The following is a 20,484-nucleotide window of genomic DNA, read 5'->3' on the forward strand; positions in this document are numbered from 1 at the left end:
GCGTTAGCATCCGTCCCCGAATTGGTGCGCCCGGACAATTTTCTGTTCGTATCCGCCGGTTTTCCGAGGGAAACCCGTGGTTTGCGTGCCTCACAACGTGATGGTTTTGGGGACTTGATGATGAAGAAGTATCTGGCGATGCTGCTGGTCGGCGTCACGGCATTGGTTGCAGTCAGCGCGGCGCAGGCCGGTGCCATCGATGAGGCGGTCAAGCGCGGCACGCTGAAAGTCGGCATGGACCCGACCTACATGCCGTTCGAAATGACCAACAAGCGCGGCGAGATCATCGGCTTCGAAGTCGACATCCTCAAAGCCATGACCAAGGCCATGGGCGTCAAGCTGGAACTGGTTTCCACCGGATACGACGGCATCATCCCGGCCCTGCTCACCGACAAGTTCGACATGATCGGCAGCGGCATGACCCTGACCCAGGAGCGCAACCTGCGCCTGAACTTCAGCGAACCGTTCATCGTGGTCGGCCAGACACTGCTGATCCGCAAGGAGCTGGAAGGCACTATCAAGTCCTATAAAGACCTGAACACCGCCGACTACCGCATCACCTCCAAGCTCGGCACCACCGGTGAAATGGTCGCCAAAAAACTCATCTCCAAAGCCAAGTACCACGGTTACGACAACGAGCAGGAAGCCGTGCTCGACGTGGTCAACGGCAAGGCCGATGCCTTCATCTATGACGCGCCGTACAACGTCGTGGCGGTGAACAAGGTCGGCAACGGCAAACTGCTGTTCCTCGACAAGCCGTTCACCTACGAGCCGCTGGCCTTTGGTCTGAAGAAGGGTGACTACGACAGCATCAATTTCATCAACAACTTCCTGCACCAGATCCACGAAGACGGCACCTACGATCGCATCCATGACAAGTGGTTCAAGGACACCGCCTGGCTCAAGGATATGGAATAAGGCTGACGGACGGCGACCGGTCAGATAGACCGCGTCGCCTCATTCGCGAGCAAGCCCGCACACACTGGATCTCGGTCGAACACAGAATCTGTATTCACTGAAGATCAAATGTGGGAGCGGGCTTGCCCGCGAAGACGGCCTTCCTGGCGACACAAAACTCGGAACCTGCAAACCCAATGAAACAGAAAAAAGCCCAATGGCCGTGGCACGTATTAACCGTGCTGATGCTGATCGGCCTGGCCGGTGCGCTGTACTACGCCACCTCGCTGATGTCCTACGAATGGCGCTGGAATCGCGTGCCGCAGTACTTCGCCTACCACGCCGAAGAGTCCCTGCGCGCCGCCGACATCTCCACCGTCAGCGAACTGGTGCGCAAGGGCGATGAAGCCGAAGTCACTCTGCGCAATGACGCCGGAGACGAGCAGCGGGTGATCGTTGACGACAACAGCCTGCAAGTCGCCCAAGGCGATGACGTGGCTGAAGGCGACGTCATCGGTGTGACCCGCCATTGGGCCGCAGGACCGCTGATGTGGGGGCTCTGGACCACGTTGTGGTTGTCGGTGGTATCTGGCGTGCTCGGGTTGCTGATCGGCCTGGCCACCGGCCTTTGCCGTTTGTCGAACAACCCGACCCTGCGCGACCTCTCGACGATCTACGTCGAACTGGTGCGTGGCACGCCGCTGCTGGTGCAGATTTTCATTTTCTACTTCTTCATCGGTACCGTGATGAACCTTTCCCGGGAGTTCGCCGGGATCGCCGCCTTGTCGCTGTTCACCGGCGCCTACGTGGCAGAGATCATCCGTTCCGGCGTGCAATCAATTGCACGCGGCCAGAACGAAGCCGCACGTTCGCTGGGTCTGAGTGCCGGCCAGTCGATGCGCCACGTAGTGCTGCCGCAAGCGTTCAAGCGCGTGCTGCCGCCGCTGGCCGGGCAGTTCATCAGTCTGGTCAAGGACACCTCGCTGGTGTCGGTGATTGCCATCACCGAACTGCTGAAAAGCGGCCGCGAAGTCATCACTACCTCGTTCTCGCCGTTCGAAATCCTGTTCTGCGTGGCCGGGCTGTACCTGTTGATCAACCTCCCGCTGTCGAAAATCGCCAGCCGGCTTGAGCGGAGGCTCGCGCAAAGTGATTGAAGTCCGCGATCTGATAAAAGTCTTCGACACCCGCGGCCATGTAGTTCGCGCGGTGGATAACGTCACCACCCAAGTGGCCAAGGGCGAAGTGCTGGTGGTGATCGGTCCGTCCGGCTCCGGCAAGTCGACCTTCCTGCGTTGCCTGAATGGTCTGGAAGAATTCGATTCCGGCTCGGTGAGCATCGACGGCCTGCAACTGGCCGACCCGAAAACCGACGTCAACGCCTACCGCCGTGAAGTCGGCATGGTGTTCCAGCATTTCAATCTGTTCCCGCACATGACCGTGCTGGAGAACCTCTGCCTGGCCCAGAAAGTCGTGCGCAAGCGCGGCAAGAAGGAACGCGAGGCCAAGGCCCTGGCGTTGCTGGAGAAGGTCGGTATCGCTCAGAAGGCCCTAGAGTTTCCATCGCGCCTGTCCGGTGGTCAGCAACAGCGTGTGGCCATTGCCCGGGCATTGGCCATGGAGCCGAAGGTCATGCTGTTCGATGAGCCGACTTCGGCGCTCGACCCGGAAATGGTCGGTGAAGTGCTGGATGTAATGAAGACCCTGGCCGTGGAAGGCATGACCATGGTTTGCGTCACCCACGAAATGGGCTTCGCCCGGGAAGTGGCGGATCGGGTGCTGTTCTTCGATCACGGCAAACTGCTGGAAGACGCCTCGCCGGCCGAGTTCTTCGATGCGCCGAAAGATCCGCGTGCGCAGGCGTTTTTGCGGCAGGTTCTATAGATTCAGCGCCTGTCGAACCGCCATCGCGAGCAGGCTCGCTCCCACAGGGGTTATGCGTCATACACAAATGTTGTGTTCAGCGCTGATCAATGTGGGAGCGAGCCTGCTCGCGATGGCATCACCTCGGTCCAAAGCGAACCGAGGCACTCGTATCACCTCAAACCTTGAACCTGCCCACCAGCATCTGCAAATGCGTCCCCAACCGCGCCAGCTCGACGCTGGAGGCCGCGGTCTCTTCACTGGCGGCAGAGGTCTGCTCGGACACATCACGCACGTTCAGCACGCTACGGTTGATTTCTCCGGCCACCGAGCTCTGTTGCTCGGCGGCGGCGGCGATCTGCTGGTTCATCGCCTGGATCGCCGACACAGTGCGGGTGATGCTTTCCAGCGAGCCACCGGCACGGCGGGTCAGCTCGACACTGCTGTCGGTCAGGGTGCGGCTGTTGTCCATGATGGTCGCGACTTGCTGCGTGCCGGTTTGCAGGCCGACGATCAACTCTTCGATTTCTTCGGTGGACTTCTGGGTACGCTGGGCCAGGCTGCGGACTTCGTCAGCGACCACCGCAAAGCCGCGTCCGGCCTCACCGGCGCGGGCGGCTTCGATAGCGGCGTTGAGGGCCAGCAGGTTGGTTTGCTGGGCCACGGATTTGATCACGTCGAGCACGCTGCCAATCTTGTCGCTTTCGCGCTTCAGGTCGGCCATGGCAGCAGTGGAATTGCCAACTTCGAGGGCCAGGCGTTCGATCTGGGCGATGGCTTCGCCGACGACCTTGTCGCCCTCGCGGGCCTGCTGGTCGGCGGCGACGGCGGCCTCGGACGCTTCCTCGGCGTTGCGCGCGACTTCTTGCACGGTGGCGGTCATTTCGTGCATGGCGGTGGCCACCTGATCGGTTTCGACCTTCTGGCTGTTGACCCCGGCGCTGGTTTGCTCGGTGACGGCGGACAGTTCTTCGGCGGCGCTGGCGATTTGCGTCACGCCATCGCTGATGCCGCCGATCAGTTCCCGCAGTCTGACGACCATCCGCTGCAGGGTGCTTTGTAATTGACCCAGCTCGTCGCGGCGAGTGACCTCCAGGTTATGGCTCAGGTCGCCCGAGGCGACACGTTCGACAGCTGTTAAAGTCTGTTGCAGTGGAACGACGATCTGCCGCGTAATGACCCAGGCGGCGAGCAGGCCAAACGCTAACGCTAGGACGGTCACGATGATCAGCGTGCTTTTCGCCTGGGCCGTCTCTTGGTCACGGCTCTCGGTTTGCGAGCGAATCAATTGTGCGCTCAGGTCATTCAAACGGATCTCTTGATCCACCATCTTCTTGAGGGCTGTGGCGCTGGCCACCTGCGAGTCGCGGAACTGGCTGACAGCGGCGCGGTAGCCCTTAAGCGATTCGGTGGCTTGTTGCAGGTTGGCGATGTGCTGTTCCGGCAGTTTGCCCGGCAGGCTTTCAAGGTCTTTCAGGGCGTTGTCGATGGCGTCCAGTGCCGGTTGCTCGGCTTCGACCTTGCCGCTGTAGGTGTAACCGCGAACCTGGAAGCGCGCTTGCTGGATCAGTTTGCTCAGCTCGACCACGCTGTTGAATTGAACGACGCTGTCACCTTGCAGCAAGGACTTTTCGACTTCTGCGACCCTGGCCACGGCGTTGTCGGCGGTGGCGCCGAGCTTGGATCGGGCCGATTCGCGGTTCTGCGTCGCTTGAGTCATGTCGGTAAAGGCGCGTTTGTACTCACCGATGGCGACCAGTTGCTGATTGAGCATTTCCTGGTTCGAGGGGAGCACAAGCAGTTTGAGGCCGACCTGTACGCCATCATTGAGCTTGCCCAGGAGTTCGCTGACGGCTGCCGGACCTTGTTCGCCACGGCGCATTTCGTAGTCGACACGGGCGGTTCGCAAATCCTTGCTCAAGTCGTTGAGACTGGCGATGTGACTCTGCTTGTCTGCGCGACTGATCACACTGCTCAGGCTATTCCAGCCAGTGAAGGTGATCAGGAGAGTCATGAGCAGCACGAGGCCAAAGCCGACACCCAGCTTGCGATTGACGCTTACGTTTCCCAGTTTCTCGGCCAGCCATCGGTACATGCTGCTACTCCCTCGGACCATTAATCGGTTTTATGGGGGCTGTATCGGCAGGTAGACGAGATTCTGTAGGCGAGTCAACACTTGTGGCGAGGGAGCTTGCTCCCGTTTGGGCGCGAAGCGGGCACCGCTTTTTTCCAGCAAGACTGCACTCACCGGTTTACGACTGCTTCGCAGCCGAGCGGGAGCAAGCTCCCTCGCCACAGGGTAAGTGTCTGGGGTTAGAAGAGGCGTGCGAGCAACGCAGTGACGGCGGTCTCGACCCGCAGGATGCGCTCGCCAAGCTGAACCGGTTGCAGGCCGGCCTTGGCCAGCAGGTCGATTTCGTAGGGAATCCAGCCGCCTTCGGGGCCGATGGCCAGGGTCACGGGTTCGTTCAGGCCGCGGGGGCAGGGCGGGTAGTTGCCGGGATGGCCGACCAGGCCGAGGGTGCCTTCGGTGATCGCTGGCAGGCGATCTTCGACAAAGGGCTTGAAGCGCTTCTCGATAATAACCTCTGGCAGCACGCTGTCCCGGGCTTGTTCAAGCCCCAGGATCAATTGCTCGCGAATCGCTTCCGGCTCCAGGAACGGGGTTTGCCAGAAGCTTTTTTCGACGCGGTAGCTGTTCACCAGCACGATTCGCGGCACACCCATGGTGGCCACGGTCTGGAATACCCGACGGAGCATTTTCGGTCGTGGCAGGGCCAGTATCAGAGTCAGTGGCAGCTTGGCTGGTGGAGGCTGGTCGAGGGTGACACGCAGTTCGGCTTCTGTAGCCTCCAGGCGCAGCACCTCGGCCGACCCCATCAACCCGCCGATACGGCCAACGCGCATGCTGTCACCAACGACGCAGCGGTGGACTTCCTGCATATGAGTCAACCGTCGATCGCGCAGGATCGCCCGGTCGGCCGCAATGAAGTCGGCCTCTTCAAGGAGCAGCAGGTTCACGCTTGGGTCGCTGGCGGCTGGTCGTTGTGATCGTCAGCCGGCTGATCGTCCGGGTGCTCACCACGCTTGCTGATCAGGCTGCCGAACAGGATGCCGATCTCGAACAGCAACCACATCGGTACGGCCAACAGCGTCTGCGAGAAGATGTCCGGCGGTGTCAGGATCATGCCGACCACGAAGCAGCCGATGACGACATACGGGCGGATCTTCTTCAGGTAGGCGACGTTGACCACGCCGATCCACACCAGCAGGACCACCGCCACCGGAATCTCGAACGCCACGCCGAAGGCGAAGAACAGCGTCATGACGAAATCGAGGTAGCTGGTAATGTCGGTCATCATTTCCACGCCGGCCGGGGTGGCGGCGGCGAAGAATTTGAAGATCAGCGGGAACACCAGGAAATAGGCGAAGGCCATGCCGGTGTAAAACAGCAAAATGCTGGAGACCAGCAACGGCACCGCAATGCGCTTTTCATGCTTGTACAGGCCCGGCGCGATGAAGCCCCAGATCTGGTGCAGGATCACCGGGATCGCCAGAAACAGCGAGACCATCATGGTCAGTTTCAGCGGCGTCAGGAAGGGCGACGACACGTCGGTGGCGATCATCGTCGCGCCGGCCGGCAGGTACTGGCGCAGCGGCGTGGAGACGAAGGTGTAGATCTGCTGGGTGAAGGCGAACAACCCGGCGAAGATGATGAAGATCGCCGCTACGCAGCGCAGCAGACGGGTACGCAACTCGGTGAGGTGCGAAACCAGCGGCATGTGCTGGTCGTTTTCAGGGAGATCGCTCATGGGGCTCGCGGCGGCAAAGTGGTGTCGTGAGGCGCCGGCGTTGTCGGCGCGGCGGCAGGAGCAACAGGTTCAATTGGCGTCGTTGCAACAACAGGTACAGGTTCTGCAGCTACCGGAGCATGAATCGTCTGCTCCATCACTGGCTCAACCGGTTGAACCGCAGTAGCCTCCTGCTGAGTCGGCGTGAAAATCTTCCGCGCCTCCTGCTCAAGCGACAAAATGTGCTCGTTGTGCAGTTGCCGACGAATCTCGTCGGCACCGATTTCACGTTCAACTTCCTGTTTGATCGCGTTGAAGCTGCGCTTCAGCCGCCCGACCCACAGGCCGGCGGTGCGCGCAGCACCCGGCAGACGCTCGGGGCCCAGCACCAGCAAGGCGACGAGGCCGACGAGCAGCAGTTCAGAGAAGCTGATACCAAACATTAGTCAGTGCTCACGAGTCTTTGCGGATCGGCTCTTCGACTTTTTGCGCCTGCACGTCGATGGTGTGCGGCGGGTTCACGGACTGAGTGGTCTGTGGCTGAACAGGTGGAACCGGTTGGGCCGGGGTTGCTGTCGGGTCAGCCGGTTTCTCGTCGTCGTTCATGGCTTTACGAAAGCCCTTGATCGACTCGCCGACGTCAGTGCCGAGGTTTTTCAGTTTCTTGGTACCGAACACCAGCACCACGACAACCAGGATGACGATCCAGTGTTTCCAGTCAAAAATGCCCATGTTGCGTTCCTCTCTAATAGTTGTTCAGGCGGACGGGCGAGAGGCTTTCTCGGCGTGTCCGGACAGACCGAAGCGACGGTCCAGTTCATCGAGTACAGCCTGTGGATGCTGCCCCAGTTGGGCGAGCATGACCATGCTGTGGAACCACAAATCGGCGGTCTCGTAGATCACATCGCTGCAGTCGCCGCTGATGGCGGCATCCTTGGCGGCAATGATGGTTTCGACCGACTCTTCGCCGACTTTTTCCAGAATCTTGTTCAAGCCTTTGTGGTACAGGCTGGCAACATACGAGCTGTCGGCGGCGGCGCCTTTGCGCTCTTCCAGCACCTGGGCCAGACGGGTCAGGGTGTCACTCATGGGTATGTCCTGCGGAGTAGATAGCGTGCGGGTCTTTCAGAACCGGGTCGACGGTTTTCCAGTCGCCGTTCTCGAAGACGCGGTAGAAGCAGCTCTGACGGCCGGTATGGCAGGCGATGTCGCCGATCTGCTCGACCATCAGGATGATCACGTCAGCGTCACAGTCCAGGCGCATCTCATGCAGGGTTTGCACGTGGCCGGACTCTTCGCCCTTGCGCCACAGCTTGCCACGGGAACGTGACCAGTAAATGGCACGGTTCTCGGCGGCGGTCAATTGCAGTGCTTCGCGGTTCATCCAGGCCATCATCAGGACGCGTCCGGTCTTGTGATCCTGGGCAATCGCCGGCACCAGGCCATCGGCGTCCCACTTGATCTCGTCCAGCCAGTTTTTCATCTTCGACTCCGACAGCGGGCTCTACTTCAATAGCTAAGCCCAGGCGTTGAAACAGTGTGCCAGCGTGGGGGGGCTCTGGCTATCGGCGAACGACCAGATACAAACCGACCGCCACCATGATTCCGGCGGGCCAATGCCCCAGTTCGTGCAACGGGCCACCGGCTGCGAGTATCGTGCCACCCGCCAGGTGAGCGGTGCCGAGCAGGCGCAGGAACCAGTCGTCCTTGCGCTTGTGCCAAGGGGGGGGCGGGGCGTTGGCGTGGGGTTGGGACATGCGCTCGAGCAGGTCGCGGGCCATGTTGGCCAGGTGCGGGATCTGCTCGAACTGGCTCTGCACATTGCCGATCAAGGCTTTGGGGCTGACGCGCTCGCGCATCCAGCGTTCGAGGAACGGCTGGGCGGTGTTCCACAGATCGAGGTCCGGGTACAGCTGACGACCCAGGCCTTCAATGTTCAACAGGGTTTTTTGCAGCAATACCAACTGCGGTTGCACTTCCATGTTGAAGCGGCGGGCGGTCTGGAACAGGCGCATCAGCACCTGACCGAAGGAAATATCTTTTAACGGTTTTTCGAAAATCGGCTCGCACACCGTGCGGATCGCCGCTTCGAATTCGTTGAGTTTGGTTTCCGCCGGCACCCAGCCCGAATCGATGTGCAACTGCGCAACGCGACGGTAATCACGCTTGAAGAACGCGAACAGGTTGCGTGCCAGATAGTCCTGGTCTTCCGGGGTCAGGCTGCCGACGATGCCGCAGTCGATGGCGATGTACTGCGGGCTCCATGGCTGCACGGTGCTGACGAAGATGTTGCCGGGGTGCATGTCGGCGTGGAAGAAACTGTCGCGGAACACCTGGGTGAAGAAGATCTCCACGCCACGCTCGGCGAGCATTTTCATGTCGGTGCGCTGGTCGGCCAGGGTCGCGAGGTCGGTGACCTGAATCCCGTAGATGCGCTCCATCACCAGCACTTTCGGCCGGCACCAGTCCCAATAGACTTGCGGCACATAAAGCAGTGGCGAACCGTCGAAGTTACGCTTCAACTGACTGGCGTTGGCCGCCTCGCGCAGCAGGTCGAGTTCATCGTAGATGGTTTTTTCGTAGTCGCTGACCACGTCCACCGGGTGCAGCAGGCGGGCGTCGGCGGAGAGCCTTTCCGCTGCTCGGGCGAGGATAAACAGCCATGCCAGATCCTGAGCAATGATCGGTTTCAGGCCCGGGCGGATCACTTTGACGACGACTTCTTCACCGGTTTTCAACTGTGCGGCATGCACTTGCGCCACCGAGGCCGAGGCCAGCGGTTCGACGTCGAAGCGGGAGAAAACTTCGCTGATCTTTTTGCCGAGCTGCTCTTCGATCAGCCGGACCGACACTTGCGAGTCGAACGGCGGCACGCGGTCCTGCAACATCATCAGCTCATCGGCGATGTCTTCGGGCAGCAGGTCGCGGCGCGTCGAGAGGATCTGGCCGAACTTGATGAAAATCGGCCCCAGGTCCTGCAAGGCCAGGCGCAGTCGCGAGCCACGGCTCAGGTCCAGCGGCTTGCGCGGGAACCAGCGCCACGGCAAGGCATAGCGCAGCGCCAGCAGAAACCAGGGCAGCGGCAGGGCGAACAGCAGGTCATCGAGGCGGTAGCGGATCACGACGCGCTGGATGCGCAACAAACGGCGGACGGCAAGCAGCTTCATGCGTTATCGCTTGGGTCGAGGGATCGGGAAAGGCGCTCGAAACGCGCCTCGAGTCGTTCAAGATCGAGCTTGATCTGGTCCAGTTCACTGAAACGGGCTTCGGCTTCGCGCTGACCGACAAGGGCGCGCGATTCTTCGGCCAGGTATTCGCCCAGGTTCTGGTTCAGGCTGGCGAACCCTTGTTGATACCAGCGGGCGCGACTGCGTAGATGACCGCCGACCAGTTGCGTGGCCACCGGACCCAGCCAGCGTGAGAGTTCGTACTCCCAGTCCAGCTCGAGGTCCTGAAGGATCGCCGCCAGTTCCAGCAGCACGCCGCTGTCGCCGTCGAGTTCGACTTCCGGGGTATGCAGGACCGACGTCTTGTCTTTGCTCGTCGCCAGCTTCAGCAGGCTTGAGGCCGGTGCGCGCAAGGTGCAGTCGGCGCCGGTTTCCCAGTGGGACGCCAGCATCAGGCCTTCATCGCTGGGCAGGATGAACAGTTGCAACGTCGGGCTGCGGCAGTCGACGGCAATCACCTTGCCACTCAAATGCGCCAGCCGCGGCAGTGCCGTGCTGTCGAGACGCAGCACCCGGTTCAAACCGAGTTCAACGCTGGCGAGCAGGCCGGCCAGCAACATCAGGGCTTGATGCCGCGGTGCAGGGCGACGATGCCTGCGGTCATGTTGTGGTAAGTCACGCGGTCGAAACCGGCCTCGACCATCATCGACTTCAGGGTTTCCTGGTTCGGGTGCATGCGGATCGATTCGGCCAGGTAGCGATAGCTTTCCGAATCATTGGTGATTAGCTTGCCCATCAGCGGCATGAAGGCGAACGAATAGGCGTCGTAGGCTTTGGACATCAGCGCGTTGGTCGGTTTGGAGAATTCCAGCACCAGCAAACGGCCGCCCGGTTTCAGCACGCGCAGCATCGAGCGCAGGGCGTCTTCTTTATGCGTCACGTTGCGCAGGCCGAAAGCGATAGTCACGCAGTCGAAGTGGTTGTCCGGGAACGGCAGCTTTTCAGCATCGGCCTGGACGAATTCGACGTTGCCGGACACACCCAGATCCAGCAGGCGGTCACGACCGACCCTGAGCATGGATTCGTTGATGTCGGCCAGAACGACCTGGCCAGTCGGGCCAACGAGGTGCGAGAACTTTTTGGTCAGGTCACCAGTGCCACCGGCGATGTCCAGTACGCGGTTACCCTGGCGCACGCCCGACAGTTCGATCGCGAAACGCTTCCACAGACGGTGCATGCCGCCCGACAGGAGGTCGTTCATCAGGTCGTACTTGGCGGCTACCGAGTGAAAAACCTCAGCGACTTTTTCCGCTTTCTGGCTTTCCGGAACGTTTTTGAAGCCGAAGTGAGTGGTGGGTTCGGCATCGCTGCCTTTGCGCTGATCAGTCATATCGCTGTCACCAAAAGAGAATGCGGGACATTCTAATCCCGGTGGCCTGCTTTGTCTTGGCAAGGCTGAAGGTAAGATAGGCAACCACCGGGACGTTTTGACGCAGCACCGGTCAAGATGCTTCAGGAAGTATTCATAAAGCAGGAGTCATTCGATGGCCCGTATTAGTGTTGAGCGTGCCCACGGCCTGGGTAAGGAAGCGGCCCGCGAGAAGGCCGACAAGTTGGCGCAGAAACTGTCCGATCAATATGGCCTGGAGCCGCAGTGGTCCGGCGACACCCTGAACCTCAGACGTTCCGGTGTGAAAGGCGCGGTGCATGTGGGCGAGGACTCGATCAGGGTCGACGTTGAACTGGGCCTGTTGATGTCCGCCATGAGCGGCACCATCAAATCGGAAATCGAAAGGGCTCTCGATAAAGCACTGACCTGATCCACTTCTTTTTGCGAAATGCGATCCCTGTGGGAGCGAGCCTGCTCGCGAAAGCGGTCTTTCAGTCGACATCAATGTTGAATGTGCCTGCCTCTTCGCGAGCAGGCTCGCTCCCACATTTGTTTGTGGTGTGCCCAAAGGTTTATGTCACTTGTTAGGGTGCCGTTTCTAATTATTCTCACTACTTTGTGCCTGAGCCCGACTCTTTGCGGGCAGTTCCTCAACCCTTCTGCGCGTGAGGTGCACCATGGCCAAAGTTATTTTGAAGAAAAAAGTCGACGTCGAGACTAACGCTCCGAGCGACGTCAAATCGTATGCCCGCAAGATCTGGCTGGCAGGCCTGGGTGCTTACACCAAGGTCGGTCAAGAGGGTAGCGAGTACGTTCAAGAGTTGATCAAGGCTGGTCAAGCTGTTGAAAAGAAAGGCAAAAAAGTCGTCACTGAGAAGCTTGAAGCGGCCAATGCCGAGATCGATGAAGCCAAGAGTGAAGTGAGCACTTTCAAAGGCAAAGTTGAACTTCAACTCGACAAAGTCGAGAAGGCTTTCGATACGCGCATCGCAAGTGCCTTGAATCGTATCGGCATTCCGTCTAAACATGACGTTGAGACACTCTCTGCTAAGCTCGATGAGCTGACAGCATTGCTCGAACGTGTCGCGCGTAAATCTTAAGGAGAACGGGATGGCTGGCAAAAAGAATACTGAAAAAGAAGGCAGCTCGTGGATCGGGAAGGTCGAAGACTACTCCCGCAAGATCTGGCTGGCTGGTTTAGGCGTGTACTCGAAGATCGACACTGACGGTAGCAAGCTCTTCGATGCATTGGTTAAGGACGGCGAGAAGGCCGAGAAGCTCACCAAGAGTGCTGTCGGCAAGAAAGTCGATGCCGCCAAGGACTCCGCTTCGTCGGCCAAGTCGCGCATCAGCGGCGTGAAAGATCGCGCACTGGGCAAGTGGGATGAGCTGGAAGGGGCTTTTGACAAGCGCCTGAACAGTGCCATTTCGCGCCTGGGTGTACCGAGCCGCAATGAAGTCAAAGCACTGCACAGCAAGGTCGATACGTTGACCAAGCAAATCGAAAAACTCACCGGTGCCAAGGTTGCGCCTGTTGCGGCGAAAACCGCGGCGGCCAAACCTGCAGCCAAAAGCGCTGCCAAACCATTGGCCAAGGCTGCCGCTAAACCGGCGACCAAAACTGCCGCGGCGAAACCTGCAGCCAAAGCGGCCGCTAAACCTGCTGCTAAACCGGCGGCCAAACCTGCAGCTAAAACCGCAGCGGCTAAACCCGCTGCTGCGAAGAAGCCTGCAGTGAAAAAGCCGGCAGCCCCGAAAGTGGCTGCACCGAAACCGGCAGCGGCTGCCGCCAAGCCGGCAACCCCGGTCAGTACGGCAAACTCCGGCACTGCGCCGACCCTTGCTGTAACCCCGACTGCCGCGCCGGCTCCGGCGCCAACCAGTCAGTCCTGATTTTCAGGACTCAAAAAAGCGCCCGGCCTGTAAAGGTCGGGCGTTTTTGTTTGCACACACATTCTAAAGAACACCACTGATCCAATGTGGGAGCGAGCAAGCCCGCTCCCACAGGGTTAGTCGTGCTCCTCCAGGTACTGCAACGCCAACCGCTCGGTCGCGACTTTCACCGGTGGCAGCAAGTGCGGCGCCACCAGCATCATGATCTGATACACCACCAGTCGCACTTCACCTTCACGGTCGAGAATCCGCTGATAGTCCAGCGAGAACAGCAACGTCATGGTGATTTGCTCCACCAGTTGTCCCAGCGCCTGGGTGTCACTGACCAGCTGACCCTGAGCCTTCAACTGTGCCAGCAATGAAGCCAGAGTGCGCTTCAATGCATTGAGCAGGTTGCGGATCCCCTTGGCCAGTTTCGGCAGGCGGCCGGCAAGGTTCGACAGGTCCTGGAACAGAAACCGGTAGTGGGCCAGGCGTTCGATGATCAGGTGCAGGAACAGCCAGTAATCATCGGGTGCCAATTCCACATCGGACGGTGGATCGAGCAAGGGCGTCAGTTCGGCCTGGAAGCGCTCGAATAGCCCGAGAATCAACGGTTCCTTGCCGTGGAAGTGGTAGTAGAGGTTTCCCGGGCTGATGCCCATTTCGTTGGCAACTTCCATGGTGGACACGTTCGGTTCACCCTTCTGATTGAACAACTGCAGGGCACATTCGAGAATCCGGTCGCGGGTTTTCATCCAGTCTTCTTAATGGTCGAGTCAGTCCACGGCCATTTCCGGCCGTGGTTTGTTGAACGTCAGCGCACGCGCACGTAAGTACCGGGTGCTGCCTCCATCGGTGGGTAGTTCTGGTTGCCGAGGGTCATCAGGGTTTCGCGTTGTGCGCCAGAGCGTTCCTGAATCCAGCCCAGCCATTGCGTCCACCAACTGCCGTCGGCGCGCTTGGCATCGTAATACCAGGCTCGCGGGTCGCTGCTCATTTTCGGGTTCTCGACGTAGTTGGCTTTCGGATTGTGGGGCGGGTTGAGAATGCTCTGCACATGACCGCTATTGGACAGCACGAAGCGCCGTTCGCCACCCAGCAGCAATGTCGAGCGATACACCGCATCCCAGGGGGTGATGTGATCGTTGATGCCGGCCACGCTGAAACTGTCGACGGTGACTTTCTGCAGGTCAATCGGTGTCCCGCACACTTCCAGCCCGCCCGGATGACTCAGCGGGTTGTGCTTGAAAAAGTCCAGCAGATCACCATGAAACGCTGCCGGCAGGCGCGTGTTGTCGTTGTTCCAGTAGAGGATGTCGAACGCCGCCGGCTCCTTGCCCAGCAGGTAGTTATTGACGAAGTAATTCCAGATCAAATCGTTGGGGCGCATCCAGGCAAAAACCCTGGCCATGTCACGACCTTCCAGCACGCCCTTCTGGTACGAGCGGCGCTTGGCCGCTTCCAGTGTCTGCTCGTCGGCGAAAAGAGTTGCGGGGCTGTCTATCTGACTGTCGAGCAGGCTGACCAGGTAGGTCGCGCTGGACACCCGCCGCAGCTGCCGCTTGGCCTGCAAATGCCCTTGCAGCGCGGCGATGGTCAGCCCGCCGGCGCAGGCCCCCATCAGGTTGACCTCGCGAGCGCCGGTGATCGCCCGGCACACATTCATCGCTTCTTCGGCGGCTTCGACGTAAGACGACAGCCCCCATTCGCGATGACGCACATCGGGATTGCGCCAGCTGATAATGAACGTCTGCAAGCCGTTCTTAAGGGCGAACTGGACGAAGCTGTTGTTGGGGCTCAAGTCGAAAATGTAGAACTTGTTGATCTGTGGCGGCACGATCAGCAACGGCTTGGCATACTGTTTTTCGCTCATTGGCTTGTACTGGATCAGCTCCAGCAGCTCATTGCGAAACACCACGGAACCGGTAGTGGTGGCGACCGTTTTGCCCACCTCGAATGCTTGTTTGGTGACTTGCCTGGGCAGGCCGTGGTTGTGCAGGAGGTCGTCGAGAAGATGGCCGACACCCCGCACCAGACTGTGGCCGCCAGAGTTGAATATCTCCTTGATCGCCAGCGGATTGAGCAAGGTGTTGGACGGTGCCACGGCGTCGTTGATCAAGGTAAAGGCAAAGTGGGCGCGGGCGCGATCGTCCGGGCTCAGGTTGCTTTCGTCGATCCAGTTCTTGACCTCTTTCTGCCAGCTCAGATAAGCCTGCAAGCTGCGGCGATAAAAAGGATTGAGGCTCCACGCCGGATCGGCAAAGCGATTGTCCTGCGGGTTGATCGGGTGCAGGGTTTCACCCAGCAGCACGCGGCCCAGTTGGCCGCCCAGCTTCAAGGCATGCCGGGCCGTATACACCGGGTTGCGCAGGCCATGGGTGGCGAGGCTGCGCAAGGTCGAAAGCAAGTCCCGGCCGCGCAGACCGGTAACCGCACTCTGTGCGTTGATGAATGCAGCGGGAGTGGGCAAAGAGCCCTTCGCTGGTTTGTCGCGCATGAGTCAACACTCCTTCGTCATCAGGCCAAAAACAAACACGCCGAACAAAACACCATAGCCGCTGTTGCGGGATGTTGCGCGGCCTGGCCTCCTGCCGACCCCTTTTCATAAATAAAAGCCGGAGTCGGTTAACCACCCGATGGCGCAGGGTGCGGATGCATCACTGCGCGCTGACGTTCCTCCTCGAGAAATTTCATGATGATCGGTGCCACCGCTTCGGCCCGGGTAATCAGAAACAGGTGCCCGTCGTCGATGATGTGCAGTTGGGCGTTGGGAATTCGCCAGGCCAGCATGCGCATATTGATCAGCGGGATCAGTGGATCGTCGTCGCCGGCCAGCACCAGGGTGGGTTGGTGGATCTTGTGCAGCCAGTGAATGCTGGTCCAACCGAGGCCGGCGAACAGCTGCCAGTAGTAGCCGAGTTTGCCTGCCGAACGGACCCTGGCGGCATGACTGGCAGCCAGGGTCGGATCGCGACGGAACGAGCCGCCATAGATCATCGGTGCGATGCGGATCACATGGGATGGCTGGACGTAGCGCCGTGGGCTGGCCATCATCCACAGCACTTTCGGCTTGCCCGGAACCATCACGGCGCCGGCAGCCGTGGCCGCCAGCACCAGCTTCTTGCAGCGCTCGGGATAGTCATGGGCAAATTGCTGCGCCAGAGCGCCACCCCACGACACGCCGATGACATTGACCTGCCCGTAATCGAGGTAGTCGAGCATTCGTGCCGTGAGTTTCGCCAGACCCGAGAATCGATACGGGCGGTTGGGAGTCGATGAGCCGCCGACACCGGGTACGTCGAAGGCGATGACTTCCAGGTCCGGATCCAGCGCCTGGACGAACGGAAATATCAGCTCCAGGTTGGCACCGATGCCGTTGAAAATCAGCAAGGGCGTCAAGTGAGGCTTGCCGGGGCGTACCGCGGTGCGGAGGGTCTGGCCATCCAGGTTGACGGTACGAAATATGAACGGTTGCGGCATGCTTCGGGGCCCTGTGGGTCGCTATCTCTAATTCTTCCTCACCCTCTGTGGGAGCGAGCCTGCTCGCGATTGCGGAGTAACAGTCAACACAATGGCTGGATGTACCGCCGTCATCGCGAGCAGGCTCGCTCCCACAGGGGTGGGGTGTGTCAGTTACCGCTCATGCACATAAGTGCCCGGCGACGCCTCACCTGCGGGATAGGCCTTGTTGCCAAGGCTGGCGGGGGATTTCTTCAGTTTGCCCGAACGCTCGGCCTGCCACGCCTGCCAATGCAACCACCAGGAGTCGGTGTGCTTGGTGGAGTTTTCCATCCAGTCCTCGGCCTTGACCGGCATCTCGGTGCTGGTCATGTAGCGCGCTTTCGGATTGCCCGGCGGGTTCAGGATGCTCTGGATATGCCCGCTGCTGGACAGCACGAACTCTACCTTGCCACCGAACAGCTGCGCGGATTTGTAGCAGGACTTCCACGGGGTGATGTGATCGTTGGTGCCGGCCAGGGAAAAGATGTCGGCAGTCACCTGCTTGAGGTCGATCGGTGTGCCGCACACTTCCAGTGCATCGGGGCGGATCAATGGGTTGTTTTTGAACATCTCGATCAGGTCGCCGTGGAACGCCGCCGGCAACCGGGTGGTGTCGTTGTTCCAGAACAGAATGTCGAAAACCGGTGGCTCGTTGCCCAACAGGTAGTTGTTGACCCAGTAGTTCCAGATCAGGTCGTTGGGGCGCATCCAGGCGAAGACTCTCGCCATGTCGCGACCTTCCAGCACACCGGCCTGGTAGGAATGGCGCTTGGCGGCTTCGAGGGTCTGCTCGTCGACGAACAGGGCCACGTCGCTGTCGAGGGTGGTGTCGAGCACGCTGACCAGCAGCGTCAGGGCGTTGACCTTCTTCTCGCCGATCGCTGCGTAGTGACCCAGCAGGGCGGTGCAGGTGATGCCGCCGGAGCATGCACCGAGCATGTTCACATCTTTACTGCCGGTGATCGCAGTGACCACGTCGACTGCTTCCTTGAGCGCTTCGATGTAAGTCGACAGACCCCACTCGCGTTGCTCCTTGGTCGGGTTGCGCCAGCTGACGATGAACGTCTGCACGTTGTTGCGCAGGCAGAAACGCGCCAGGCTCTTGTCCGGGCTCAGGTCGAAAACATAGAACTTGTTGATCTGCGGCGGCACCACCAGCAGTGGGCGCTCATGCACTTGCTCGGTGATCGGCCGGTACTGGATCAGCTCCAGCACGTCGTTGCGAAAGACCACCGCGCCTTCGGTCACGCCCAGGCTCTTGCCGACTTCGAATGCGCCCATGTTGACCTGGCTTGGCATGCCGCCGTTGTGTACCAGGTCCTTGGCCAGGTGGGAGAGGCCATCGAGCAGGCTTTTCCCACCGGTTTCGAAGAAGCGTTTGACTGCCGCCGGGTTGGCCGCCGTGTTGGTCGGGGCCATGGCTTCGGTCATCAGATTGACCACGAAATGCCCGCGAGCGACGTCCTTGGGCGAGAGGTTGCTGTCATCGATCCAGGCGTGAAGTTCCTTGCGCCATGCCAGATAAGTTTGCAAATAACGTTTGTAGAGCGGGTTCTGACTCCAGGCCGGGTCGAGGAAGCGACGGTCATCGCTTTGCGGTTGGAGCTCGGATTTTCCGAGCAGCACGTTCTTGAGTTCGATGCCGAAATGGGCGACGTGTCTGGCACTGTGGATGGGTTGCCTGATGGCTTGGGTCAGTACCATTCGAGCGGAACCCAGTAGATCCTTTCTACGCAGCCCAACAACAGGATTCAGTCCCAAGGTATTTTCTGAAGCCTGGAATTTCAGGTCATCGTTTTGCTTGTTACTCATCTACGACGCTCCATTGTCCTGAGGCGAGTACCTGAGCCCAGTTGTCTAGTCACACAACAAACGCCAGGTACTACTGCTCGGGTGACCGTTAATTGCGCATAGCTACAAATGCACGGAACTTGCCAGCTCCATTGGTTACCCGAGTTTAATTTTTTTCGCAAGCGGGCCAATCGTTGGCCCGGCAGCCAAGCATTCAAACAGATGGAATTAGAAAATGCCCTCTAAATACCCCGAGGCCTGACCTAGAGCATCAGCTTGACGATGGATTCATTCGGGTCACGGGTTTTTCCAGCCGCTTTGAGTTCCGCAAGATAATCACTCCAGAGATCTTCTTGGCGCACGGCCAGCTGGTACAGATATTCCCAAGTGAACAGGCCGCTGTCGTGGCCGTCGTCGAAGGTCAATTTCAGTGCGTACTGACCCGCCGGTTCAACTTTGCTCAGGCCTACGCCGATCTTGCCAAATTGCAGGATAGGTTTGCCGTGGCCCTGGACCTCGGCGGAAGGAGAGTGCACGCGAAGGAACTCGGCGGGCAGGTGATATTCCTCGCCGGACGCGTATTTGAGCGTCAGGGTTTTCGAGGCTTTGTGCAGTTTGATGTCGGTGGGGAGTTGGGTCGTCATGGGGCCGATCTTCCGTCTGTATGAAGGCCCTGTGTCGACGGGTGACCTGTGGCGAGGGAGCTTGCTCCCGCTCGGCTGCGCAGCAGCCGTAAATTCGGTGAATGTGGTCTGTCTGGTAGACCGCATTCACTGACTTTTGGGGCGGCTTCGCGACCCAGCGGGAGCAAGCTCCCTCGCCACAGAAGCCCGCTCACACAGATTGAGACCTACAGGATATAACGGGACAGGTCTTCGTTCTGCGCCAATTCGCCCAGGTGGCTGTTGACGTAGTCGGCGTCGATCAGGATCGGCTTGTCCTCGTGGGTGCTGGCCAGATCGCCGGCGCTGAACGACACCTCTTCGAGCAGACGCTCGAGCAGGGTGTGCAGGCGACGGGCGCCGATGTTTTCGGTCTTCTCGTTGACCTGCCAGGCGATCTCGGCGAGACGCTTGATGCCGTCCGGCAGGAATTCGATGAGCAGGCCTTCGGTTTTCAGCAATGCACAATACTGCTCGGTGAGCGATGCATGCGGCTCGCTGAGGATGCGCTCGAAATCTTCCGGACTCAGGGCCTTGAGTTCGACTCGAATCGGCAGGCGACCTTGCAGCTCGGGCACCAGATCGCTCGGCTTGCTCAGATGGAACGCACCGGAGGCGATGAACAGGATGTGGTCGGTCTTGACCATGCCCAGCTTGGTGTTGACGGTGCAGCCTTCGATCAGCGGCAGCAAGTCGCGCTGCACGCCTTCACGGGAAACATCGACGCCGCTGGAGTTGCCACGCTTGGCGACCTTGTCGATTTCATCGATGAACACGATGCCGTGCTGTTCGACGGCTTCCAGGGCCTTGGCCTTCAATTCTTCTTCGTTGACCAGGCGACCGGCTTCTTCGTCGCGAACCAGTTTCAGCGCTTCCTTGACCTTGAGCTTGCGGTTTTTGCGCTTGCCCTTGCCCATGTTGGCGAACAGGCTCTGCAACTGGTTGGTCATTTCTTCCATGCCCGGTGGCGCGGAGATATCGACGCCGGTCACTTCGGCCACTTCGATTTCGATCTCCTTGTCATCCAGCTGGCCTTCACGCAGGCGTTTGCGGAACAGCTGACGGGTATTGGAATCCTGGGACGGTGCGGCATCCTCGTTGCTGAAGCCCATGCGTGCCGGTGGCAGCAAAGCGTCGAGGATGCGCTCTTCGGCGGCGTCTTCGGCGCGGTGGCGCACCTTGGTCATTTCCTGTTCGCGCAGCAATTTGATTGCAGCGTCGGCCAGATCACGAATGATCGATTCGACGTCGCGGCCGACGTAGCCCACTTCGGTGAATTTGGTCGCTTCGACTTTGATGAACGGCGCGTTGGCGAGTTTGGCCAGGCGGCGGGCGATCTCGGTTTTACCGACACCGGTCGGGCCGATCATCAGGATGTTCTTGGGGGTGACTTCGACGCGCAGCTCTTCGGGCAGTTGCATCCGGCGCCAGCGGTTGCGCAAGGCAATGGCGACGGCGCGTTTGGCATCGTCCTGGCCGATGATATGGCGATTGAGTTCGTGGACGATTTCACGGGGGGTCATGGGCATAGTAATTGGCGGTCCTCA

22 protein-coding genes and 1 pseudogene are annotated in these 20,484 nt (G+C 59.7%); 6 read left to right on the plus strand and 17 right to left on the minus strand.

Annotated elements, in window-relative coordinates; all coding sequences use genetic code 11:
- Positions 1-120 precede the first annotated feature (120 nt).
- The 3 genes from AACY49_RS15245 to AACY49_RS15255 all read left to right on the plus strand — a co-directional run bounded on the left by AACY49_RS15245 (position 121) and on the right by AACY49_RS15255 (position 2,781).
- Positions 121-918 (plus strand): transporter substrate-binding domain-containing protein, encoded by a 798-nt coding sequence (locus tag AACY49_RS15245; protein WP_258700803.1) that lies wholly within the window; start codon positions 121-123, stop codon positions 916-918.
- A 176-nt stretch (positions 919-1,094) separates the two neighbouring features.
- Entirely contained in the window at positions 1,095-2,054 is a 960-nt protein-coding gene (locus AACY49_RS15250) for an amino acid ABC transporter permease (protein ID WP_258697959.1), read from the plus strand.
- Positions 2,047-2,781 carry an amino acid ABC transporter ATP-binding protein gene (locus AACY49_RS15255; RefSeq protein WP_258697958.1) on the plus strand — a complete coding sequence of 245 codons (735 nt, stop codon included), beginning with the start codon at positions 2,047-2,049 and terminating at the stop codon, positions 2,779-2,781. The genes AACY49_RS15250 and AACY49_RS15255 overlap by 8 nt, the downstream gene beginning before the upstream one ends.
- A gap of 157 nt (positions 2,782-2,938) precedes the next feature.
- Here the strand turns inward: AACY49_RS15255 and AACY49_RS31855 are convergent, their stop codons facing one another.
- The 11 genes and pseudogenes from AACY49_RS31855 to ubiE all read right to left on the minus strand — a co-directional run bounded on the left by AACY49_RS31855 (position 2,939) and on the right by ubiE (position 11,108).
- Positions 2,939-3,802 carry a methyl-accepting chemotaxis protein gene (locus tag AACY49_RS31855; RefSeq protein WP_408980648.1) on the minus strand — a complete coding sequence of 288 codons (864 nt, stop codon included), beginning with the start codon at positions 3,800-3,802 and terminating at the stop codon, positions 2,939-2,941.
- Positions 3,794-4,876, minus strand: a pseudogene (locus tag AACY49_RS31860) (methyl-accepting chemotaxis protein); the annotation flags it as partial. The pseudogene AACY49_RS31860 and the gene AACY49_RS31855, both read right to left, overlap by 9 nt.
- 197 nt (positions 4,877-5,073) lie before the next feature.
- The gene (locus tag AACY49_RS15265) at positions 5,074-5,781 is read right to left on the minus strand and encodes a 16S rRNA (uracil(1498)-N(3))-methyltransferase (protein ID WP_258697956.1); all 708 of its coding nucleotides are present in this window, start codon (positions 5,779-5,781) and stop codon (positions 5,074-5,076) included.
- Entirely contained in the window at positions 5,778-6,572 is a 795-nt protein-coding gene (tatC, locus tag AACY49_RS15270) for a twin-arginine translocase subunit TatC (RefSeq protein WP_258697955.1), read from the minus strand. The genes AACY49_RS15265 and tatC overlap by 4 nt, the downstream gene beginning before the upstream one ends.
- Complete coding sequence (tatB, locus tag AACY49_RS15275; RefSeq protein ID WP_258697954.1) at positions 6,569-6,994, minus strand: Sec-independent protein translocase protein TatB; 426 nt, start codon at positions 6,992-6,994, stop codon at positions 6,569-6,571. The genes tatC and tatB overlap by 4 nt, the downstream gene beginning before the upstream one ends.
- Before the next feature lie 10 nt (positions 6,995-7,004).
- Entirely contained in the window at positions 7,005-7,283 is a 279-nt protein-coding gene (locus tag AACY49_RS15280) for a twin-arginine translocase TatA/TatE family subunit (protein ID WP_123358799.1), read from the minus strand.
- Between the two features lie 24 nt (positions 7,284-7,307).
- Positions 7,308-7,640: a phosphoribosyl-ATP diphosphatase gene (locus tag AACY49_RS15285; protein ID WP_007899279.1), complete on the minus strand. Its 333-nt coding sequence runs from the start codon at positions 7,638-7,640 to the stop codon at positions 7,308-7,310.
- A complete protein-coding gene (gene hisI, locus AACY49_RS15290) occupies positions 7,633-8,034 on the minus strand; it encodes a phosphoribosyl-AMP cyclohydrolase (RefSeq protein WP_007936797.1) in 402 nt (133 codons plus the stop codon). Before hisI ends, AACY49_RS15285 begins: the two co-directional genes overlap by 8 nt.
- 79 nt (positions 8,035-8,113) lie before the next feature.
- The gene (gene ubiB / locus AACY49_RS15295; protein ID WP_339524821.1) at positions 8,114-9,718 is read right to left on the minus strand and encodes a ubiquinone biosynthesis regulatory protein kinase UbiB; all 1,605 of its coding nucleotides are present in this window, start codon (positions 9,716-9,718) and stop codon (positions 8,114-8,116) included.
- A complete protein-coding gene (locus AACY49_RS15300) occupies positions 9,715-10,338 on the minus strand; it encodes a ubiquinone biosynthesis accessory factor UbiJ (protein ID WP_339524822.1) in 624 nt (207 codons plus the stop codon). The genes ubiB and AACY49_RS15300 overlap by 4 nt, the downstream gene beginning before the upstream one ends.
- Positions 10,338-11,108 (minus strand): bifunctional demethylmenaquinone methyltransferase/2-methoxy-6-polyprenyl-1,4-benzoquinol methylase UbiE, encoded by a 771-nt coding sequence (gene ubiE / locus AACY49_RS15305; RefSeq protein WP_258697951.1) that lies wholly within the window; start codon positions 11,106-11,108, stop codon positions 10,338-10,340. The genes AACY49_RS15300 and ubiE overlap by 1 nt, the downstream gene beginning before the upstream one ends.
- A gap of 154 nt (positions 11,109-11,262) precedes the next feature.
- Between ubiE and AACY49_RS15310 the strand changes: the two genes are divergently transcribed.
- The 3 genes from AACY49_RS15310 to AACY49_RS15320 all read left to right on the plus strand — a co-directional run bounded on the left by AACY49_RS15310 (position 11,263) and on the right by AACY49_RS15320 (position 13,001).
- Complete coding sequence (locus AACY49_RS15310; RefSeq protein WP_258697950.1) at positions 11,263-11,538, plus strand: polyhydroxyalkanoic acid system family protein; 276 nt, start codon at positions 11,263-11,265, stop codon at positions 11,536-11,538.
- Between the two features lie 247 nt (positions 11,539-11,785).
- On the plus strand, positions 11,786-12,208 hold the full coding sequence (locus AACY49_RS15315; protein WP_258697949.1) for a phasin family protein: 423 nt from the start codon (positions 11,786-11,788) through the stop codon (positions 12,206-12,208).
- Between the two features lie 10 nt (positions 12,209-12,218).
- On the plus strand, positions 12,219-13,001 hold the full coding sequence (locus AACY49_RS15320; RefSeq protein ID WP_258697948.1) for a phasin family protein: 783 nt from the start codon (positions 12,219-12,221) through the stop codon (positions 12,999-13,001).
- Between the two features lie 116 nt (positions 13,002-13,117).
- Here the strand turns inward: AACY49_RS15320 and AACY49_RS15325 are convergent, their stop codons facing one another.
- From AACY49_RS15325 to hslU, 6 genes are all read right to left on the minus strand, one after another.
- Complete coding sequence (locus AACY49_RS15325; RefSeq protein WP_258697947.1) at positions 13,118-13,738, minus strand: TetR/AcrR family transcriptional regulator; 621 nt, start codon at positions 13,736-13,738, stop codon at positions 13,118-13,120.
- A gap of 59 nt (positions 13,739-13,797) precedes the next feature.
- Positions 13,798-15,480 (minus strand): class II poly(R)-hydroxyalkanoic acid synthase, encoded by a 1,683-nt coding sequence (gene phaC / locus AACY49_RS15330; protein ID WP_320392502.1) that lies wholly within the window; start codon positions 15,478-15,480, stop codon positions 13,798-13,800.
- A 128-nt stretch (positions 15,481-15,608) separates the two neighbouring features.
- Entirely contained in the window at positions 15,609-16,463 is an 855-nt protein-coding gene (gene phaZ, locus AACY49_RS15335; protein WP_258697945.1) for a poly(3-hydroxyalkanoate) depolymerase, read from the minus strand.
- 153 nt (positions 16,464-16,616) lie between these two features.
- Positions 16,617-18,296 carry a class II poly(R)-hydroxyalkanoic acid synthase gene (phaC, locus tag AACY49_RS15340; protein ID WP_339524829.1) on the minus strand — a complete coding sequence of 560 codons (1,680 nt, stop codon included), beginning with the start codon at positions 18,294-18,296 and terminating at the stop codon, positions 16,617-16,619.
- 242 nt (positions 18,297-18,538) lie between these two features.
- Positions 18,539-18,919: a DUF971 domain-containing protein gene (locus AACY49_RS15345; RefSeq protein ID WP_258697943.1), complete on the minus strand. Its 381-nt coding sequence runs from the start codon at positions 18,917-18,919 to the stop codon at positions 18,539-18,541.
- A gap of 206 nt (positions 18,920-19,125) precedes the next feature.
- Entirely contained in the window at positions 19,126-20,466 is a 1,341-nt protein-coding gene (hslU, locus tag AACY49_RS15350) for an ATP-dependent protease ATPase subunit HslU (RefSeq protein WP_339524831.1), read from the minus strand.
- Positions 20,467-20,484 lie beyond the last annotated feature (18 nt).

The sequence above is a fragment of the Pseudomonas sp. EL_65y_Pfl2_R96 genome, assembly GCF_963970905.1.
Taxonomy (GTDB): Bacteria; Pseudomonadota; Gammaproteobacteria; order Pseudomonadales; family Pseudomonadaceae; genus Aquipseudomonas.

Coding starts and splice junctions, on each gene's coding strand:
- AACY49_RS15245 (WP_258700803.1), top strand. CDS start 121: ATGAAGAAGTATCTGGCGATGCTGCTGGTCGGCGTCACGGCATTGGTT.
- AACY49_RS15250 (WP_258697959.1), top strand. CDS start 1,095: ATGAAACAGAAAAAAGCCCAATGGCCGTGGCACGTATTAACCGTGCTG.
- AACY49_RS31855 (WP_408980648.1), bottom strand. CDS start 3,802: ATGGTCGTCAGACTGCGGGAACTGATCGGCGGCATCAGCGATGGCGTG.
- tatC (WP_258697955.1), bottom strand. CDS start 6,572: ATGAGCGATCTCCCTGAAAACGACCAGCACATGCCGCTGGTTTCGCAC.
- tatB (WP_258697954.1), bottom strand. CDS start 6,994: ATGTTTGGTATCAGCTTCTCTGAACTGCTGCTCGTCGGCCTCGTCGCC.
- AACY49_RS15280 (WP_123358799.1), bottom strand. CDS start 7,283: ATGGGCATTTTTGACTGGAAACACTGGATCGTCATCCTGGTTGTCGTG.
- AACY49_RS15285 (WP_007899279.1), bottom strand. CDS start 7,640: ATGAGTGACACCCTGACCCGTCTGGCCCAGGTGCTGGAAGAGCGCAAA.
- hisI (WP_007936797.1), bottom strand. CDS start 8,034: ATGAAAAACTGGCTGGACGAGATCAAGTGGGACGCCGATGGCCTGGTG.
- ubiB (WP_339524821.1), bottom strand. CDS start 9,718: ATGAAGCTGCTTGCCGTCCGCCGTTTGTTGCGCATCCAGCGCGTCGTG.
- AACY49_RS15300 (WP_339524822.1), bottom strand. CDS start 10,338: ATGTTGCTGGCCGGCCTGCTCGCCAGCGTTGAACTCGGTTTGAACCGG.
- ubiE (WP_258697951.1), bottom strand. CDS start 11,108: ATGACTGATCAGCGCAAAGGCAGCGATGCCGAACCCACCACTCACTTC.
- AACY49_RS15310 (WP_258697950.1), top strand. CDS start 11,263: ATGGCCCGTATTAGTGTTGAGCGTGCCCACGGCCTGGGTAAGGAAGCG.
- AACY49_RS15315 (WP_258697949.1), top strand. CDS start 11,786: ATGGCCAAAGTTATTTTGAAGAAAAAAGTCGACGTCGAGACTAACGCT.
- AACY49_RS15320 (WP_258697948.1), top strand. CDS start 12,219: ATGGCTGGCAAAAAGAATACTGAAAAAGAAGGCAGCTCGTGGATCGGG.
- AACY49_RS15325 (WP_258697947.1), bottom strand. CDS start 13,738: ATGAAAACCCGCGACCGGATTCTCGAATGTGCCCTGCAGTTGTTCAAT.
- phaC (WP_320392502.1), bottom strand. CDS start 15,480: ATGCGCGACAAACCAGCGAAGGGCTCTTTGCCCACTCCCGCTGCATTC.
- phaZ (WP_258697945.1), bottom strand. CDS start 16,463: ATGCCGCAACCGTTCATATTTCGTACCGTCAACCTGGATGGCCAGACC.
- phaC (WP_339524829.1), bottom strand. CDS start 18,296: ATGAGTAACAAGCAAAACGATGACCTGAAATTCCAGGCTTCAGAAAAT.
- AACY49_RS15345 (WP_258697943.1), bottom strand. CDS start 18,919: ATGACGACCCAACTCCCCACCGACATCAAACTGCACAAAGCCTCGAAA.
- hslU (WP_339524831.1), bottom strand. CDS start 20,466: ATGCCCATGACCCCCCGTGAAATCGTCCACGAACTCAATCGCCATATC.